Here is a 16100-nt window from a genome sequence, read left to right on the forward strand (position 1 = left end):
CGCCCGAGCCGGCCGCCCCCGCCACACCCAAGGAGAGCCCGAAGAAGACCATTGTCGGTCCGCGTCGGGTGCGGCTCGCCTTGACCCGTATCGACCCGTGGTCGGTGATGAAGGCGGCCTTCCTGCTGAGTGTGGCTGCCGGCATCATGATGGTGGTCGCCGCTGCCTTCGTGTGGTTCATGCTGGACGCCATGCATGTGTTCTCCACCATTCAGGACTTGGTGGGAACCGTCATGGACTCGGAGAACAACGCCTACTCGGCACTGATCGAGTACATGAAGTTCTCCCGCGCCATCTCGATGGCCACCGTCATCGCCGTCGTCAACATCATCCTGTCGACCGCGTTGGCGACGATCGGCGCCTTCCTGTACAACATCACCGCCACGCTCGTCGGTGGGGTTCATCTCACACTCGCGGACGAGTGATCGCATTTGGCGACTGGCGACTTTGTGGGCTAGTCTCTTCCGCGTTGCCCGGGCCTATAGCTCAGTTGGTTAGAGCGCATCCCTGATAAGGATGAGGTCGCTGGTTCAAGTCCAGCTAGGCCCACCGCCCGCGGTGGAACTCCAGGAGGCTTGTATGAAGAGCCGGACGCTCGTTTTCGCCGCGGTTTTGTCGTTCCTCGGGACCGTCGGATACGCCGCCTGGCTCAAGCTGGAGGCATCCCGGGCCGAGCGAGCCGCCTGGGCGGAGGTCACCGACCCCGTCGACTGACCGGGGGCCATGGCGCAATTGGTAGCGCACCTGCTTTGCAAGCAGGGGGTTACGGGTTCGAGTCCCGTTGGCTCCACCACATCGCCGATATCGATCGGCGTGACCGAGCCTGAAGTGTCTGTACCTGGCGATTACGGCCGCCCACCCCTTCACCGAAACCGGCACTAATGACGTGCCGAAACCGAGCGAAGTTGCTGAGGGCGTCGCCCGGGGGGTGCGTCTCGTAGAGAGGTGGCGGCGTCCTACCAACCGCCCGAAGTATTCACCCGGCCCGCCCCCCGCGGTGGGGTGTGTGCCGCGATGCTGCCGTCGGGGTGTGAGGGACGGGGCTCGTTCGGGGAGTTATCTGTCATGCCCAACCGGCTCACGCCCGGCTGCCGCCGCGGAGTCTGTCAAGCGCCAGCGGCGGCCGGTGCACTGCCCGGTGAGCACGCGGGTTGGCTGCCCGTGACGCGGGGAGGCCCGTGAGAAAGCGCCCCAGGCGGGCGTGCTCGGAGCCTATAGGGCGTGCTCGACGTCTAACTCGCGTCCTGGCTTCCCGTCGCTCTTCCTGTTGGTGCCGGTTCCAGGGGGAGCCCGTGCGCCCGCGTGCCGTCACCTCCCGGGACCGGCCGCGCTACGTCATTTGTGCTGGTTTCGGCACGTCATTAGTGCCGGCTTCGGTGAAGAGAGGGTGGGGGTTATCCCCATGGTGTGGGTCAGCCGTAGTCCGACGCAGGCGCACGGAGATCGCTAGCGATCCCCAGCTGTGCGTAAGCCTGTGGAGAACCACATCGATGTGTTTCCCCAGGTGTGTCCACAGGTGTGGAGGAATGACAGGAATGTGTTTCCCCAGAATCCACAACCGCGAACGCTCCCGGGGACAACGGCTCCTGGGATGGCATCCAGCCGCGCGACTGTCTGGTCGGGTGACACACGGCGGTCCCCACGCCCCCGCGCCCACTGGGAGGAGCTCTGGGAACCGCCTAAACCGAGGCCGCACGCAGGACGGCCAGGCCGACGAGCAGCACGGTGACGCCCACCGTCCCCCACACGCCCACGACGGTGCGTTTCTCACGCGGTGCCAGGGCGTAGACGGCCGCCACCAAGGCGCCGGTGATGAGTCCGCCCAGGTGACCCTGCCAGGAGATATTCGCCCCGACCACGGAGATGACCAGGTTGATGACCAGCAGGCCCACAATGGCCGACGTATCTCGGCCGAATCGGCGCTGAATGACGAAGATGGCGGCGAACAGGCCGAAGATAGCGCCGGAGGCGCCCACGGTCCCGCCATACCAGGAGGGCAACGAGGTCGGCGTGGCGAGCCAGTAGATCGCCGTCGAGCCACCAAGAGCACTGAGCACGGTCAGTGCCATGAATCGCCAACGCCCCAGGATCGGCTCCAGCGAGTTACCCAGCACCCACAGCGCCCACATGTTGAAGGCCAGGTGCATGAGCGAGCCGTGCAGGAACGCGGTCGACAAGAAGCGCCACGGTTGTTCGGCGGCCAGTGCCGGCACGAAGTCGAACCAGCCGGTGATGGCTGGATAGACCATCTGTAGCACGTAGACGACGACGCAGACGCCGATGAGGATCTTGGTTGCCAGCGCGTCGGCTACCACGGTGCCGCCCAGCACCGTGCGCACTCCCCGGCGGGTGGTACGTGTCTGCCGCGTACAGTCCACACAGTGGATCCCGACGGCGCTGGGAACCTGACATTCCGGACATACCGGGCGGTTGCAACGCTGGCATCGCACATAAGCCACGCGGTCCGGGTGGCGCGGGCAGACGGGGGCCGGGCCGGTTTGCGGGTTGGGCTGGGTCATGGACTGCTCCTGTGATGGTGACGGCTGGGTGCGCACAACGACGCCGCCGGAGAGCGGGGCCGGCGGCGTCGTACGCATATGTGCATGCGGCTCGACGGCCGCCGAAGGCCACGGGGGCTACGGCCGTCGGAATGAAGTCACTTCTGGATGGTCACCGACGTGATGACGACATCGTCCAGCGGACGGTCGCGCGGGTCGGTGGATACCGCGGAGATGGCGTCAACGACCTTGCGGGAGGCGTCGTCGGCGACGGCTCCGAAGATGGTGTGCTTGCCCTGCAGCCACTCGGTGGGGGCGGTGGTGATGAAGAACTGTGAGCCGTTCGTGCCCTTGCCCAGGCGCCGGCCGGCGTTGGCCATGGCCAGCACATAGGGGGCGGCGAAGGTCAGGGAAGGGTCGATCTCGTCGTCGAAGACATAGCCGGGACCGCCGGTGCCGGTTCCCAGCGGGTCGCCGCCCTGAATCATGAATCCCGGGATGACCCGGTGGAAGATAACGCCCTCGTACAGCGGGGCGTTGGACTGCTCTCCCGTGCGCGGATCGGTCCAGGTCTTCTCGCCGGTGGCCAGCCCGACGAAGTTGGAGACGGTCTCCGGAGCCTGGTTGGGGAAGAGCTCGAGACGAATGTCGCCAAGGGTGGTGTGCAGTGTCGCTTCAATAGTCGCTTCCATGATCGTCATCGTCGCACGTGTAAGCGAGCTGATCCCGGGACCCGGTGTTCACCCCAGGCAGAACGGTACCCAGGTTGGTGTGTGCGAGCTGCGTTACAGTGCCACCATTGAGGTGAACAACTCATCGTTCCGAGCAGGGAGACCGACATGGCCAGCAATATCCTCGACAAGAAGATCGACCTCGATCAGGCCCGCCTGGAGGCTGCCTCGCTTGTGGACGCTGTCGCGGCCCAGGCCGGGCGCGCCGCCGGGTGGGCAGCGCCTCGTGTCAACCGGGCGCGTGAGGAGTTCATCAAGGCCGCTAAGGAGGCGCAGCTGCGTGCTCAGCCCGTGGTTGACCAGGCACGTACGCGGGTGATTGAGGAGTATGTCCCAGCCGCCCAGCGCGCCGCCGTCGCCGCCCAAGAGGCCATCAACACCGAGGGCACGCTGACCGAGCGAGCCCAGCGCGCCGCCGTCGCCGCCAAGCAGGCGGCACTGACCCCGGAGGTATCAGTGAAGAAGAAGCACCCCGTCCTCAAGACTTTCTGCTGGATCGCCGTCGCCGGATGCGCGGCAGGCGCCGCCTATGTGATCTGGCGCCGCAGCCAGCCGGTGGAGGATCCGTGGGCCGAGGAGTACTGGGCCGACTCCACCGATGAACCCGCCGTCTCCGAGGCGCCCGCTGCCCCGGTTGACGCTCCGGCCGAGCCCGAAGCTCCGGCTGCGGAGTAACTACGCAGCACAGGCAGAGGCGTCCTCCCGCCGCAGGCGGGAGGACGCCTGGCTGTTGCTCACGCCCGCGAACTGCCGCCTTCAACGCAAGTGTGGCGTTGCCCACGTGCTCCTCACTAGGCTGTGCCCATGAGCACTGCCATCCCGTCTCCGGTCCTTCCTCTTCGTCAGGGCGTGAGCAAGTCCGGGCCCGTCGCGATCCCGCAACTCGGGTTCGGCACGTACAAGATTTCCGAGGCCGACGCCGAGCGTGCCGTCACCCAGGCTCTGGAGATTGGTTACCGGCATATCGACACGGCCCAGATGTACGGCAATGAAGCCGGCGTCGGTCGGGCCCTGGCATCCGCCGGGATTCCCCGGGAGCAATTGTGGGTCACCTCCAAGCTCAACAACCCCAACCACCGCCGGGATGATGCCCTGCGCAGCTTCGACGCCACCATGCGGGACCTGCAGTTGGAGGTCCTCGACCTGTTCCTCGTGCACTGGCCACTGGCCGCGTCCGAAGGCATCGACCTGGTCGACACCTGGCGCACCATGATTGAGATCCTCGACTCCGGACGCGTGCGTGCCATTGGGGTGTCCAACTACCAACCCGAGCACCTGCGCACGATCATTGACGCCACCGGCGTGACCCCCGCCGTCAACCAGATCGAACTGCACCCCTACCTCATTCAGCAGGACCTGCGTGCGCTCAACGAGGAGCTCGGTATCGTCACCGAGTCGTGGTCGCCCCTGGGCCGTGGCCGCCTGCTGGAGGATCCCGAGCTGCTCCGCCTGGCCACGGAGTTGGATGTCACCCCTGCGCAAGTCATCATCCGCTGGCACCTGCAACACGGCCTCGTCCTCTTCCCCAAGACGACGCATGCCGACCGCATGCGCATCAATGCTGATGTCTTCGGCTTCGAGTTGAGCCAGGAGCAGATGTACGCCATCGACGCGCTGGACCGCGGCATGCGGACCGGTTCACACCCGGACCAGGTCCAGGTCTGATCTGCATCCGGGCGGCAGCGCGTCGCCGCTGCGGGCAGCCTTGCCGCTATATCGACCGGTTTGGGCACGTCACATGTGCCGGTCTCGGTGGGGGCGGCTCGTCCCGCTGCCTTCGTCGCAGTCCATCATCTAGGCTAGGGCCCGGCAGGGACCAAGTCGCGGGCCCTTGACGTTGCCCGGTGATGAGTGAGGAGATGCGAGTGGCCGAGACGAAGAAAGCCAAACTGGAACGTTCGGGTAATCCAGCCAAACGCGCCGCCGCAGAGCGGGCCCGCATAGAGGAGTCGCGCGCGGCCGCCAACCGAGTCTCCCGCGTGCCCCGCAAGGTGAAGGAAACGGGTTCGCCCCGCTGGTACGCACCGCTGATGGTGACGCTGCTGGTAGTCGGCCTGCTCTGGGTGGTTGTCACTTATCTGTTCAAGGGCGCCTACCCGCTGCCCTACTTCGTCGACCACCACGCCAGCGACTGGCTGGTCAACGGCAACCTCTACCTCGGTTTTGCGATTATGCTCATCGGCTTCCTGGGGCTGCTGCGCTGGAAGTAGGAGAAGAACGATGGCGGCCAGGCATCGCGTGACGCGGCCTCGACGGCGCAGGCGCGTCCTTGACTCCGTCCTGTTCGGGGTCGGCGAGCTGCTCATCACCGCCGGCCTCGTGGTCGCACTCTTCCTCGTGTGGCAGTTGTGGTGGACCGGCCTGGACGCGAACGCCAAGGCGCAAGCCATCGCTTCCGACTTCACCGACACCCAGGTCGAATCCCCCAATGTTGAGGGAACCAGACACTACGACGATCCCCCGGAAATGACGCCCGTCAACTACGGGGAAGTCATCGGCATGCTCGTCGTGCCCAAGTGGTATGGCGTGACCAACAACAACATGCCGATCCTGGAAGGCATTGGGGCCGACGTACTCGACCAGGCCGCGGCCGGCCACTACCCGGACACCCAGCAGCTGGGACAGCTTGGCAATTTCGCCATCGCCGGGCACCGCCGCACCAACGGCAACTCCTTCCGGCGCATCGACCTGCTGGAGGAGGGCGACGAGATCATTGTCGCGACTAGGGACACCTGGTACGTGTACACAGTGACCGGGCACAAGATCGTCGAACCCACCGACGTTGACGTCATTGCACCCGTGCCGGACGATCCCGGCGCCGCCCCGACCGAACGCATGCTGACCATGACTACATGCCATTCCTTGAGCGTCGGCGAATGGGGCAACGATCACCGGTGGATCACCCACGCCAAGTTCGCCTACTGGATGGAACGCGCAGAGGGGCGCCCGGCCTCGGTGCTCAGCGACGAGGGGGTCAACTGATGTACGGATGGATATGGCGCCACCTGCCCGGCCCCACCTGGCTCAAGCTCATCGAGGCCCTCGTGCTCGTGGCCGGCGTGGTCCTGCTTCTGTTCGAGGTGGTCTTCCCCTGGGCTAACGACTTGTGGAACCTATCCGGCGAGGCCACCGTCTGAACCATCTGCGCGGATGGGACCGGACCCCGGCCGCGAGTGCCCGGAGCGGCCGGTGACGGTCGGCCCCGACTATTCTCCCCCGTCGCCTTCGCTGAATGGGGCCAGGCTTTGCGTCATGGTCGGCTGCGGTTCCGGGGTGGCCGTGGCGGGTGCCTGGTAGGTGTAGTGCGTGATGGTGAGCGTGACCGAGGAGTCGGCGTCCACGCTGGAACCCTCGCTCGGGTCCACCGCGGTGACGATGTACTGGTCGCTAAGACTCTCGTCGTCCGTGGTCTCCTCCACCGTGGAGCTGTTGTAGGTCAGGCCCGCCGCCGCGATGGCGGACTGGGCGTCCTCCTGGGACATGCCGATGACGCTCGGCACCGTCGTCTTCCCCGAGGAGACCACGAGGGACACCGACGAGCCGCGTTCCACGGAGGTGCCGGCCACCGGGTCGGTGCGGATGACCGTGCCGGAGGCGACGTCGGCGGAGTCCTCGGTGGTGACATCACCGACCGTGAGTCCGGCGTCGGTGATGGCGGTGCGGGCGTCTGCCTGCGACTTGCCGGTGACGTCGGGTACGTCGACCATGGCCGAGCCGGAGGAGAAGTGCACGGTGACGGTCGATCCCAGCACCACGGAGGTGCCTTCGCCCGGGTCGGAGGAGACCGCCAGGCCGGAATCAATGGTGTCGGAGTTGACGTCGTCGCCCCGGGCGTAGACCAGGCCGAGGCCTTCAATGGTGTCTTGCGCGTCGGTCTCGCTCATGCCGGACACGTCCGGCACGGCCACCGCGGTGACGGTCGGTGAGGGGGTGGGCTCCGGGTTGTCGCCGCCGATTCGTCCCGATGCAAGCAGACCCAGCAGCGTGCCCAAGAGGATGAGGGCGAGGAGCCCCAGCACCCACACCCACCAGCGGCGCCGCGGCTGCTCCTCCTCTTCCTCCGCAGACTGCTCCTCCTCGGGGGAGGGTGCTGCGGCGGCGGTGGGCTCGGGACCCATGACGGAGGTAGCTGCCCAGGTGTCGGTAGCGGGTGCGGCCACGTCCAGTCCGCGGGCGGCGGCGAGCAGGTCCGTGCGCATGTGCGCGGCATCCTGGTAGCGGTCATCGCGGTTCTTAGCGAGGGCCTTGAGCACCACGCGGTCAAGAGAGTCGGGAATGTCCGCCGCCAGGGAGGAGGGGGCCTTGGGAATCTCCCGCACGTGCTGGTAGGCGATGGCCACCGCGGAGTCGCCGGTGAAGGGCGGCTGGCCGGTGAGCAGCTCGTAGAGCAGGCAGCCGGTGGAGTACAGGTCGGAGCGGGCATCAACCACTTCACCGCGCGCCTGCTCGGGGGACAAGTACTGGGCGGTGCCGACGACGGCGTGTGTCTGGGTGACGGTGGCAGCGGAGTCCTCGACGGCGCGCGCAATACCGAAGTCCATGACCTTCACGGCGCCGGCCTGCGTGAGCATGATGTTCCCGGGCTTGATATCGCGATGCACGATGCCGGCGCGGTGGGAGTACTCCAGAGCGTCGAGCACACCGGTGGTGATCTCGACGGCTTCGGAAATGGGAACCGCCTCGCCTTCGCCGAGCAGCTCGCGCACGGTGTGGCCCTCGACGTACTCCATGACGATGAAGGGGACGATCCGCTTCGAGCCGTCAGGCTGGGTGAGCTCTTCCTCACCGGAGTCGTACACGGCCACGATTGAGGGATGGTTGAGCGCTGCCGCCGACTGTGCCTCACGGCGGAAACGCGCCTGGAAGGTGGGGTCTCCGGCGATGTCTGAGCGCAACAGCTTGATGGCGACGATCCGGCTCAGGCGGGTGTCGTAGCCGAGGTGGACCTCGGCCATACCACCGCGGCCGATGAGCTCGCGGAGCTCGTAACGGCCGGCAAGCATCTGCTGAGGGGACTGAATCGTCACAGTGCCTCCTTCGAAGAGGTGATGGACACGACCGCATGATCACGTGAGGCGCCCGGGTGCGCTGAAGCAAGGGTACCTGTCGTCACCAGCAGCACGAGCACGATGAGGATGACAACCACGATCCGGATGGTGCCGGCTCGTAGCCCGAAGCGCTCGCGGCCGGAGGCGTGCCGGGTCGACGCCGGTGCGGTGCGGGGATGGGGCGCGGCGGCCTCGGTGGGGGTAACCGCTGGGATCGTACGTGTGGTGGAGCGGGCCGCGGCCAGTGCCTTCGCCCCTGGCGTGCTCGGGTGCGTGGCCTGGGATGGTGCGGACGGGGCCGACGGCGCCTCGTCACTGCGGCCGGTCGCCGTCCAGGCGGGAGATTCGCGGGGATCCCAGGAATCCGCCGGTAAATTGACCACGATCCGGTCCAGGCGTCGTGCCAGCTCGCGCGCCGACCGGGGGCGCTCGGCCGGCTTCTTGGCCAGCAGCTCCATGACCACCTCGCGCACCTCGTCCGGCAGGTGCTCCGGCAGCGGTGGCACCGGCTCGTTGACATGGGCGAAGGCGATATCCACCTGGGTGGAGCCGGTGAATGGTCGTTTGCCGGCAAGCGCCTCGTAGGCGATGATCCCCAGGGCGTACAGGTCGCCCGAGGGGGTGGCCATGTTGCCCATGGCCTGTTCCGGGGCCAGGTACTGCGCCGTCCCCATGACCATGCCGGTGGCGGTCATGGGGCGCTGATTGACGCCCATGGAGATGCCGAAATCGGTGAGCTTGGCCAATCCCTCGCGGTTGATGAGGATATTGGAGGGCTTGACGTCGCGGTGCACGACGCCGGAGTCATGCACGACCTGCAAGGCGCGGGCCACCTGCGCCAGGATGGGCAGGATCTCCTCCGGCGGCAGCGTGCCCCGCTCGGCGAGGATGTCGGACAGGGCGCGGCCCTGGACGAGCTCCATAATGATCCAGCCGGAGCCGCGCTGCTCGCCGGAGTCGAGGACGACGGCGAGATTGGGGTGGCGCAGCCCCCGCGAGTTGGCGGCCTCGGCGCGAAGCCGTGACAGGAAGATTTCATCTCCGGCCAGTTCGGGGCGCAGGATCTTTGCCGCCACCGCCCGGCCCGAACGCAGGTCGGTAGCGCGCCACACCTCGCCCATACCTCCCAGGGCGATGCGTTCGACGAGCTGATAGCGGCCTTGCAGCTCAAGACCGACCTCGGGTTTCACTGATCCACCGCCGCGTCAATGACGGAGGCCGCGATGGGGCCCGCCACGGAGCCGCCGGTGCCGGTGGTGGCCGTCTGCTCGCCGCCGTCGAGGACGACGGCGAGGGCGACCGTGGGCTCGGCGATGTCGGTGCCGGCGAAGCCGACGAACCAGGTGATCGGGCCGCCGTCGGCCGAGCCGGTCTCGGCGGTGCCGGTTTTGCCCGCCACCGTCACCCCGGCCACCTGCGCGGTGGTGCCGGTGCCGTCGGTGACTGCCTGCTGCATGAGCTCGGACAGGGTCTGGGCGATGCTGGAGTCGATGGGGGTGCGCGCCACGGAGGGGGTGGTGGTGGAGACGACGGACAGGTCGGAGTCGAGCGTCTGGGCGACCAGGTAGGGGGTCATCTGCTTGCCGTCGTTGGCGATCGTCGCCGCGACGGAGGCCATCATGAGCGGCGTCACCCGCACCGAGGCCTGCCCGATGCCGGCCATGGCGGTCTGTGCCTGCGAGTCGTTGGCCGGATAGGTGGAGGCGGTCACCGCCAGCGGAATCTCCAGGCTCTCGCCGAAGCCCCAGTTGGTGGCCTCGGTGGCCAGCTCGGTGTCGCCCACGTCCATGGCGAGTTGGGCGAAGGGAGTGTTGCAGGACTCGGCGAAGGCGTAGGCAAGGGTGACGCGGCCATTGCCGCAGGATTCGCCCGCGTAGTTCGACAGCGAATGGCTGGTGCCGGGCAGCGTGAGGGTGTCGGGTGCGTCCACCTCGGTGTCGGTGTTGGCCGTACCGGTGCGCAGGGCCGCTGCCATGGTGAGGATCTTGAAGGTGGAGCCCGGCGCGTACAGGTCACCGCCAATGGCCCGATTGACCAGCGGCTTGGTGCCGTCTGCATTCAGCGCATCCCAGGCGGCCTGGGCGGTGGAGGAGTCGTGGGAGGCGATCTGGTTGGGGTCGTAGGAGGGGGAGGAGACCATGGCCAGGATCGCTCCGGTGGAGGGGTCCAAGGCGACGACGCTGCCCTGGCGGCCACCCAGTGCGTCCCAGGCTGCCTGCTGCACCTGCGGGTCGATGGTGAGCTTGATGGCGCCGCCCTGCTGGCTCTCACCGGTGATGAGGGCTTTGATGCGGCTGGAGAACAGGGAGGGGTCCTCGCCGTTGAGCACCGAGTTGGCGGCGAGTTCCAGACCGGTCATGGAGGAGAAGGCGGTGGAGAAGTAGCCGGTGAGCGGGGCGTACAGCTGCCCCTCCGGATAGGTGCGCTGGTAGGTGTAGGCGTCGTCCGAGGCGACCGAGTCGGCGAGGACGGTGTCACCGGCCAGAATCTGACCGCGTTCGGTGCCGAACTGGGCGTAGACCATGCGCGAGTTGCGCGAGTCCGTGATGAGCGTGCCTTGGGAGGAGGACGACTCCCACAGGGCCGGACGGGCCAGGCCCTGCACGCTCGTGAGCGATGCCGCCAGCGCCAGCACCATGACCACGACGAGGACAATGACTTGCCGGATCTGCCGGTTCATTCGCGGTCCTCCTCGGGTGTTGGCGGGCCGGGTGCGAAGGTGGGCGGGGCGGCGTCGTCGGTGTGGGCGTCCTGTACCCGCTTGCGCAGTGAGGTGGGCAGCTCGGCGGTATCGATGATGCGCGGTGCCGCTGCGGCTGGGCGGCGGGCGGCGTCGGACAGGCGTACCAACAGTGCCAGGATGATCCAGTTGGCGATGAGGGAGGAGCCGCCGTAGGCGAGGAACGGGGTGGTCAGGCCCGTGAGCGGAATCAGCCGAGTCACCCCGCCGACGACGACGAACACCTGCAGGGCGATGGTGAACGACAGTGCTACCGCCAAAAGCTTGCCGAAGCCGTCACGCAGCGCCAGCGCGGTGCGCAGGCCGCGCTGTACCAGGATCAAGTAGAGCATGAGGATGGCGAGGGTGCCCGTGAGCCCCAGCTCCTCGCCCAGAGAGGCGACGATGAAGTCAGAGTTGGCGAAGGTGGTGAGGTTCGGGTAGCCCTCGCCCCAGCCGGTACCAAGCATGCCGCCGTAGGCCATGCCGAACAGGCCGGTCACCAACTGCCAGGAGCCGCCGGGCATCTCGTAGACGGCGGGATCCATGGCGTGCAGCCAGGCGGTGATGCGCTGCTGGACGTGGTTGAGGTGGGTGGCGGCGAACCAGGCAGCCGGCAGGAACAACAGGGCACCGATGACCAGCCAGCCAGGGCGGTCGGTGGCCACGTACAGGGTGACGACGAACAGGCCGAACAGCAGGACCGAGGAGCCCAAGTCGCGTTGGAGGACGAGCACGACGATGCTTACTCCCCACACCACCAGCAGGGGGGCGAGGTGGCGGGCGCGGGGCAGGTTCAACCCCAACACCCGTCTGCCCGCCAGGGCGAGGTTGTCGCGGTTGGACACCAGGTAGGAGGCGAAGAAGATGGCCAGGAACACCTTGGTCAACTCCGCCGGCTGGAATGACATGGGGCCCACATGAATCCAAATGCGGGCGCCGTTGACCTCTGTGCCCAGCCCGGGTACGAACGGCAGCACCAGGAAGCCCAGACCCAACCACATGGCCCAGGTATCCCAGCGGCGCAGGAGCCGGTGGTCGCGCACCAGCAACACCAGGCAGAACAGCACCACTCCCAGCCCCGTCCATACCGCCTGCTTGAGGCCGTAGTCGTGGGTCTGCCCGGCCCGCTCATAGGACATGTCCAGACGGTGAATCATGGCCAGGCCGATGCCGTTGAGGGCCACCGCCGTCGGCAGCAGCACCGGATCCGCCCAGGGGGCGGTGCGGCGCACCCACAGGTGAACCACGATGCATACGGCCGCAAGCGCGACGGCGAGCTGAAGGGCGCGTGCCGGCGAGCTTCCCGTGCGGTTGATGGCTGTGAGCACGAAGGCCGCCAGGCCGATGACCAGGGCGACGAGAAGCAGGCCGGCCTCGGCCCAGCGGCCCGTGTGCCGGGACGCCGGCGCAGAGGTGGCCGGGATCGCCGCAGGACGGGTCATGTCGCCGGTCCTCGCCGCGTAGCGGTGGCGGAGGGCGTCGGGGTCTGGGTGGCCTGCGCCGTCGGCGTTCCGGTTGGTGTGGCCGTCGGGGAGGGCTCCGCCGAGGCCTCGGGGGGCTGTGCCAGGTTGTCCATCACCGTGGTGCGCACGTAGGCACGTGCCGCACTGAGTGACGGCTGCTGCACCGTGCGCTCCAGCTTGGCGAGGATTTGCGCATTGAGCTCATCGGCGGTGGGCTCGGTGTAGGTCTGCACCACATGGCTGAGGGAGAGCGGGCCGATGGCCTGTGGGATGCCCTGGTAGATGACGATCTGGTTGTTGAGGGTGGTCACGTAGTACTGCGACTGCGTCCACTCATACCCGAGCACGCCGGCGCCGAGGAGAGCCAGCACCAGGACGAGTGAGGCGATGGTCGAGCGCAGCCGGTGTTTGCGGCGGCTGGCCAGTTGAGAGCGCGCCTGGGCAGCAACGGCCTTTTCTTCGGCGGTTTCGACGGGATCCGGTTCGGGCTCCAGGCCGGCGACCAGGGCGGCGGCCTTAGCGGCCGGCGTCGTCGCCTCCGCCGACTCGGGTGAGGTGGGTGAGGGCGGGGATTGCTTCCCGGTGGCCGCCTGCGCGAGGCGAGCACGCCGGTTGGCGGCCGAGCCGACGATCTGTGTGTCGGTTTGCGGCTGGGGGGCGTCCTCGACGACGTCGAACACGACCACGGTGATGTTGTCGGGGCCGCCGGCGCGCAGCGCAAGGTCAATGAGCTGGTCGCCGGCCTGGCCGGGATCGTCCACGGTGGCGAGGACCTCGGCGATGGTCTCGGCGGAGACGGGTCCGCTGAGCCCGTCGGAGCACAGCAGCCAGCGGTCCCCGGGCACCGCCTCACGAATGGACTCGTCCAGCTGGACTTCGCCTTCGGCGTCGCCGAGCACGCGCAGCAGCACGGAGCGTTGCGGGTGGCGGCGTGCCTGGTCGCGGGTCAGCCTGCCGGTCTCGACCAGGTACTCGACGAAGGTGTGGTCGGTGGTGACCTGGGTCAGCTCCCCGTCGCGCAGCAGATAGGCGCGAGAATCGCCGACGTGAACCATGGCGAGCTTGTTGCCGCTGCGCATGACCGCAATGCAGGTGGTGCCCAGCCCCGCCAGGTCGGGGTTGTCGTTGGATAGGGAGGCCAGGTCGCTGTGGGCATCCTGGACGGCATTGCGCAAGAGGTCGAGCAGCTCACCGGCCTGGTGGGAGTCGGCGTCCAGCGGCGCCAGGTGCTCGACGGCGACAGCGGAGGCGATGTCACCGCCGGCAGGACCGCCCATCCCGTCGCACAGGAGCATGAGGTGCGGGCCGGCGTAGCCGGAGTCCTGATTTCCGGAGCGAACCAGCCCGACGTCACTCCTGGCCGCGTAGCGCAAGGAGATGGTCATGGGCGCAGCTCCAAGGTGGTTTGGCCGATCTTGACCGGCACTCCGACAGGTAGTTCCACCGCACCGTACACGGGTCGACCCGCCAGCGTGGTCCCATTGGTGGAGGACAGGTCCTCCAGCCACCACACCCCGTCCTTGGGGAAGACTCGGGCGTGCCGGGAGGAGGCGTAGGAGTCATTGAGCACCAAGGTGCAGTTCTGGTCGCGGCCGATGGTGATCGAGGTCGGCGTCAGCGGCACCATCGAGCCGGCCAGCGGACCCTCGGTGATGACCAGGCGCGTGGGACCCCGGTTGCGTCCGGTGGGAGTGCCGGAGTCGCGGCCGCCCCGCCGTCGGGCCGGGGCGGTGGCAGAAACATCGGCGACGTCGCGACGCAGGGTGCGTACGACGAAGAACACGAACACCCACAGCAGGACCAGGAACCCCAGTCGGGCAATGGTGAATGCGAGCTCACTCACCCGTTGGCCTCACCCTGTGTGCCGTCCCAGAACATGATCCGGGTGCGTCCGATCGTGAGTGTGTTGCCGTCCAGGAGGGTTGCGGCGTCGACCCGGTGGCCTTCGACGAAGGTGCCGTTGGTGGAGCCGAGGTCGGTGGCGATGGCATGCCCCTGGGTCAGACGGATCTCCAGATGCCGACGGGAGACGCCGGAGTCGTCCACGATGATGTCGGCCTCGCTGCCGCGGCCGATAACGGTGACCGGTCCGGTGAGCAGATAGCGCTGCCCGTCGATGTCCAGGATGGGGTGCGTTGGGGAGGCGGTGGCGGCGGCGGCCGGGGCGGCGGCCCCGCGGCGCGTGGAGGAGTCGATCTCGATGCTCGGCGGAGTGAGGGTCTCATCGGGGAGGAAGGAGACCTCAACCGGGCCAACGAAGGAATAGCCCTGCTCCCCGGCGTGAGAGGTGGCCACTTCCTCCATCTGTCGGACCATCTCGTCCATGCCCCAGGTGTTGAGCCGCTCGATGTCGCTGGGGGAGAGATGAATGCGGAAGACGTTGGGCACCACGGAGCGGTCGCGGGCGAAGGACGCGGCCCGCTTGTCCATCGTCTCGCGCAACTTCGAGGCGATCTCTATGGGCTCGACGTCGTCAGAGAAGCGGGACATGGCACGATTGGCGACATTGCCGACGCCTTTCTCGAACTTGTCCAGGAAACCCATGGACTACCTCCCCGTGTGCTTGGAGCGACCGTAGTGCAGCCGCTGTCGTCCGCGAGACGGGCGGTTGCCCGGCACGCGTCCTGATCCGGCCACCATACTGGGACTGCCCGAAGGGCCGGAGCATCTGGGCAGGAATCCAGACGTGACCATGTCCCATCGTAACGGGTGAGACGCGCGCTACGTGAAGGCGGGCGCGACAACCGTGTTGCGATCGCATCGTGACCGGGCGAGTGAGCCCGATGAGTGCCTGGGGAGGGCGGTGGGATGCTGTGTGGGTGAGCCGTTTCACGGTGGTGGATGGCGATACGGGTTGGACGTCGGCGCCTGTGACCCGCTAGCATCGGACCACGTCATTGCGCGAGTGGCGGAATTGGTAGACGCGCACGGTTCAGGTCCGTGTGATCTTGCGATCATGGGGGTTCGAGTCCCCCCCCGCGCACCAGGGAAGGCCCGGGTTGCCCAGCAACCCGGGCCTTCGTCGTGCCGGTTCCAGTAACACGACGCCACCAGCCAGCCACAACGGGCCTGCACCTCACCCCACACCGCCAGACCCACCCGCAACCCAGCACTGACCGCTAAGGCACAGCCACGGGACCACACCCCGGCTACCACGGAACGGAGTCCCGGTCGACGGTGTGGGCGAGCGCCCCGAAGTCAGCGCGTTAGCGGGTCGTGGTGGCGGCCGAGTGCCGCCAGCGCCACACCTGCAGCGCGTAGGCGAGCGCGGCCCCGACCCAGGCGCCGACACCGTTCTGGATGACATTGGCAAGTGAAGGACGGCGGTTGAGCACGGGCAGGAGCCACTGCGCCAGCTCGGCGCTCAGTCCGACGGCGCAACCCGCCAGCGCCCATACCCACCACGGCACGCGCGGCCATCCCAGGCAAGCCAGGAAGGTGAGCGGCGTCAGCATGACCAGGTTGAGCACGATGTCCTTGCCCTCCAGGGTGAGGAACCAGGGCCCAATTCCGTCTTTGAAAGCGGACACGTCCGCCCCCGATGGCCACAGGACGGCCACGGCGACCACAGCGAAGTAGACGCCGGCGAGGATGCGGATGGCGCGGCTGCCGCGTGCGTCGTCGGCGGGGCAGGGGTG

17 protein-coding genes and 3 tRNA genes are annotated in these 16100 nt (G+C 67.6%); 10 read left to right on the forward strand and 10 right to left on the reverse strand.

The features are described 5' to 3' along the window. The first annotated feature begins 50 nt into the window (after positions 1 to 50). The 4 genes from RWX45_RS08175 to RWX45_RS08190 all read left to right on the forward strand — a co-directional run bounded on the left by RWX45_RS08175 (position 51) and on the right by RWX45_RS08190 (position 793). A complete protein-coding gene (locus tag RWX45_RS08175; RefSeq protein WP_316023250.1) occupies positions 51 to 425 on the forward strand; it encodes a DUF3566 domain-containing protein in 375 nt (124 codons plus the stop codon). A 50-nt stretch (positions 426 to 475) separates the two neighbouring features. Continuing rightward, a tRNA-Ile gene (locus tag RWX45_RS08180) sits at positions 476 to 549 on the forward strand. 30 nt (positions 550 to 579) lie between these two features. After that, entirely contained in the window at positions 580 to 714 is a 135-nt protein-coding gene (locus RWX45_RS08185) for a DLW-39 family protein (protein WP_316023238.1), read from the forward strand. Positions 715 to 717: 3 nt separating this feature from the next. After that, positions 718 to 793: transfer RNA gene (locus tag RWX45_RS08190), tRNA-Ala, on the forward strand. A gap of 886 nt (positions 794 to 1679) precedes the next feature. Here RWX45_RS08190 and RWX45_RS08195 read toward each other — a convergent pair. Next, positions 1680 to 2519: a rhomboid family intramembrane serine protease gene (locus RWX45_RS08195; protein ID WP_316023239.1), complete on the reverse strand. Its 840-nt coding sequence runs from the start codon at positions 2517 to 2519 to the stop codon at positions 1680 to 1682. A 137-nt stretch (positions 2520 to 2656) separates the two neighbouring features. Further along, complete coding sequence (locus RWX45_RS08200; protein ID WP_316023251.1) at positions 2657 to 3178, reverse strand: peptidylprolyl isomerase; 522 nt, start codon at positions 3176 to 3178, stop codon at positions 2657 to 2659. 159 nt (positions 3179 to 3337) lie between these two features. Between RWX45_RS08200 and RWX45_RS08205 the strand changes: the two genes are divergently transcribed. The 5 genes from RWX45_RS08205 (at position 3338) to RWX45_RS08225 (ending at position 6366) form a co-directional block, all read left to right on the forward strand. Then, on the forward strand, positions 3338 to 3904 hold the full coding sequence (locus tag RWX45_RS08205; protein WP_316023240.1) for a hypothetical protein: 567 nt from the start codon (positions 3338 to 3340) through the stop codon (positions 3902 to 3904). A gap of 129 nt (positions 3905 to 4033) precedes the next feature. Continuing rightward, positions 4034 to 4894: an aldo/keto reductase gene (locus RWX45_RS08210; RefSeq protein WP_316023241.1), complete on the forward strand. Its 861-nt coding sequence runs from the start codon at positions 4034 to 4036 to the stop codon at positions 4892 to 4894. A gap of 200 nt (positions 4895 to 5094) precedes the next feature. Then, positions 5095 to 5439: a cell division protein CrgA gene (locus RWX45_RS08215; protein WP_410050698.1), complete on the forward strand. Its 345-nt coding sequence runs from the start codon at positions 5095 to 5097 to the stop codon at positions 5437 to 5439. A 10-nt stretch (positions 5440 to 5449) separates the two neighbouring features. Beyond that, positions 5450 to 6211 carry a class E sortase gene (locus tag RWX45_RS08220; protein ID WP_316023242.1) on the forward strand — a complete coding sequence of 254 codons (762 nt, stop codon included), beginning with the start codon at positions 5450 to 5452 and terminating at the stop codon, positions 6209 to 6211. Continuing rightward, positions 6211 to 6366, forward strand: coding sequence for a hypothetical protein (locus tag RWX45_RS08225; protein WP_316023243.1), 156 nt, complete (start codon positions 6211 to 6213; stop codon positions 6364 to 6366). Before RWX45_RS08220 ends, RWX45_RS08225 begins: the two co-directional genes overlap by 1 nt. Positions 6367 to 6435: 69 nt before the next feature. Here the strand turns inward: RWX45_RS08225 and pknB are convergent, their stop codons facing one another. From pknB to RWX45_RS08260, 7 genes are read right to left on the reverse strand one after another with little or no spacing between them, the layout of a single operon-like run. Then, positions 6436 to 8256, reverse strand: a complete 1821-nt coding sequence (pknB, locus tag RWX45_RS08230; protein WP_410050699.1) for a Stk1 family PASTA domain-containing Ser/Thr kinase — start codon at positions 8254 to 8256, stop codon at positions 6436 to 6438. Beyond that, positions 8253 to 9467 carry a serine/threonine-protein kinase gene (locus RWX45_RS08235; protein ID WP_316023244.1) on the reverse strand — a complete coding sequence of 405 codons (1215 nt, stop codon included), beginning with the start codon at positions 9465 to 9467 and terminating at the stop codon, positions 8253 to 8255. Before RWX45_RS08235 ends, pknB begins: the two co-directional genes overlap by 4 nt. Further along, positions 9464 to 10957, reverse strand: a complete 1494-nt coding sequence (locus tag RWX45_RS08240; RefSeq protein WP_316023245.1) for a penicillin-binding protein 2 — start codon at positions 10955 to 10957, stop codon at positions 9464 to 9466. Before RWX45_RS08240 ends, RWX45_RS08235 begins: the two co-directional genes overlap by 4 nt. Next, on the reverse strand, positions 10954 to 12441 hold the full coding sequence (locus RWX45_RS08245) for an FtsW/RodA/SpoVE family cell cycle protein (RefSeq protein WP_316023246.1): 1488 nt from the start codon (positions 12439 to 12441) through the stop codon (positions 10954 to 10956). The genes RWX45_RS08240 and RWX45_RS08245 overlap by 4 nt, the downstream gene beginning before the upstream one ends. Next, complete coding sequence (locus RWX45_RS08250) at positions 12438 to 13847, reverse strand: PP2C family serine/threonine-protein phosphatase (RefSeq protein ID WP_316023247.1); 1410 nt, start codon at positions 13845 to 13847, stop codon at positions 12438 to 12440. The genes RWX45_RS08245 and RWX45_RS08250 overlap by 4 nt, the downstream gene beginning before the upstream one ends. Continuing rightward, entirely contained in the window at positions 13844 to 14305 is a 462-nt protein-coding gene (locus RWX45_RS08255; protein ID WP_316023248.1) for an FHA domain-containing protein, read from the reverse strand. Before RWX45_RS08255 ends, RWX45_RS08250 begins: the two co-directional genes overlap by 4 nt. Next, complete coding sequence (locus tag RWX45_RS08260) at positions 14302 to 15006, reverse strand: DUF3662 and FHA domain-containing protein (protein ID WP_316023249.1); 705 nt, start codon at positions 15004 to 15006, stop codon at positions 14302 to 14304. The genes RWX45_RS08255 and RWX45_RS08260 overlap by 4 nt, the downstream gene beginning before the upstream one ends. Positions 15007 to 15361: 355 nt before the next feature. Between RWX45_RS08260 and RWX45_RS08265 the strand changes: the two genes are divergently transcribed. Then, positions 15362 to 15448, forward strand: a tRNA-Leu gene (locus tag RWX45_RS08265). Positions 15449 to 15668: 220 nt separating this feature from the next. Here RWX45_RS08265 and RWX45_RS08270 read toward each other — a convergent pair. After that, on the reverse strand, positions 15669 to 16100 hold a 432-nt coding region (locus RWX45_RS08270; RefSeq protein ID WP_410050700.1), incomplete at its 5' end, for a VanZ family protein.

It is taken from the genome of Actinomyces sp. MRS3W, from assembly GCF_032465695.1.
GTDB lineage: Bacteria > Actinomycetota > Actinomycetes > Actinomycetales > Actinomycetaceae > Actinomyces.

Coding starts and splice junctions, on each gene's coding strand:
- RWX45_RS08185 (WP_316023238.1), top strand. CDS start 580: ATGAAGAGCCGGACGCTCGTTTTCGCCGCGGTTTTGTCGTTCCTCGGG.
- RWX45_RS08195 (WP_316023239.1), bottom strand. CDS start 2,519: ATGACCCAGCCCAACCCGCAAACCGGCCCGGCCCCCGTCTGCCCGCGC.
- RWX45_RS08205 (WP_316023240.1), top strand. CDS start 3,338: ATGGCCAGCAATATCCTCGACAAGAAGATCGACCTCGATCAGGCCCGC.
- RWX45_RS08210 (WP_316023241.1), top strand. CDS start 4,034: ATGAGCACTGCCATCCCGTCTCCGGTCCTTCCTCTTCGTCAGGGCGTG.
- RWX45_RS08220 (WP_316023242.1), top strand. CDS start 5,450: ATGGCGGCCAGGCATCGCGTGACGCGGCCTCGACGGCGCAGGCGCGTC.
- RWX45_RS08225 (WP_316023243.1), top strand. CDS start 6,211: ATGTACGGATGGATATGGCGCCACCTGCCCGGCCCCACCTGGCTCAAG.
- RWX45_RS08240 (WP_316023245.1), bottom strand. CDS start 10,957: ATGAACCGGCAGATCCGGCAAGTCATTGTCCTCGTCGTGGTCATGGTG.
- RWX45_RS08245 (WP_316023246.1), bottom strand. CDS start 12,441: ATGACCCGTCCTGCGGCGATCCCGGCCACCTCTGCGCCGGCGTCCCGG.
- RWX45_RS08250 (WP_316023247.1), bottom strand. CDS start 13,847: ATGACCATCTCCTTGCGCTACGCGGCCAGGAGTGACGTCGGGCTGGTT.
- RWX45_RS08260 (WP_316023249.1), bottom strand. CDS start 15,006: ATGGGTTTCCTGGACAAGTTCGAGAAAGGCGTCGGCAATGTCGCCAAT.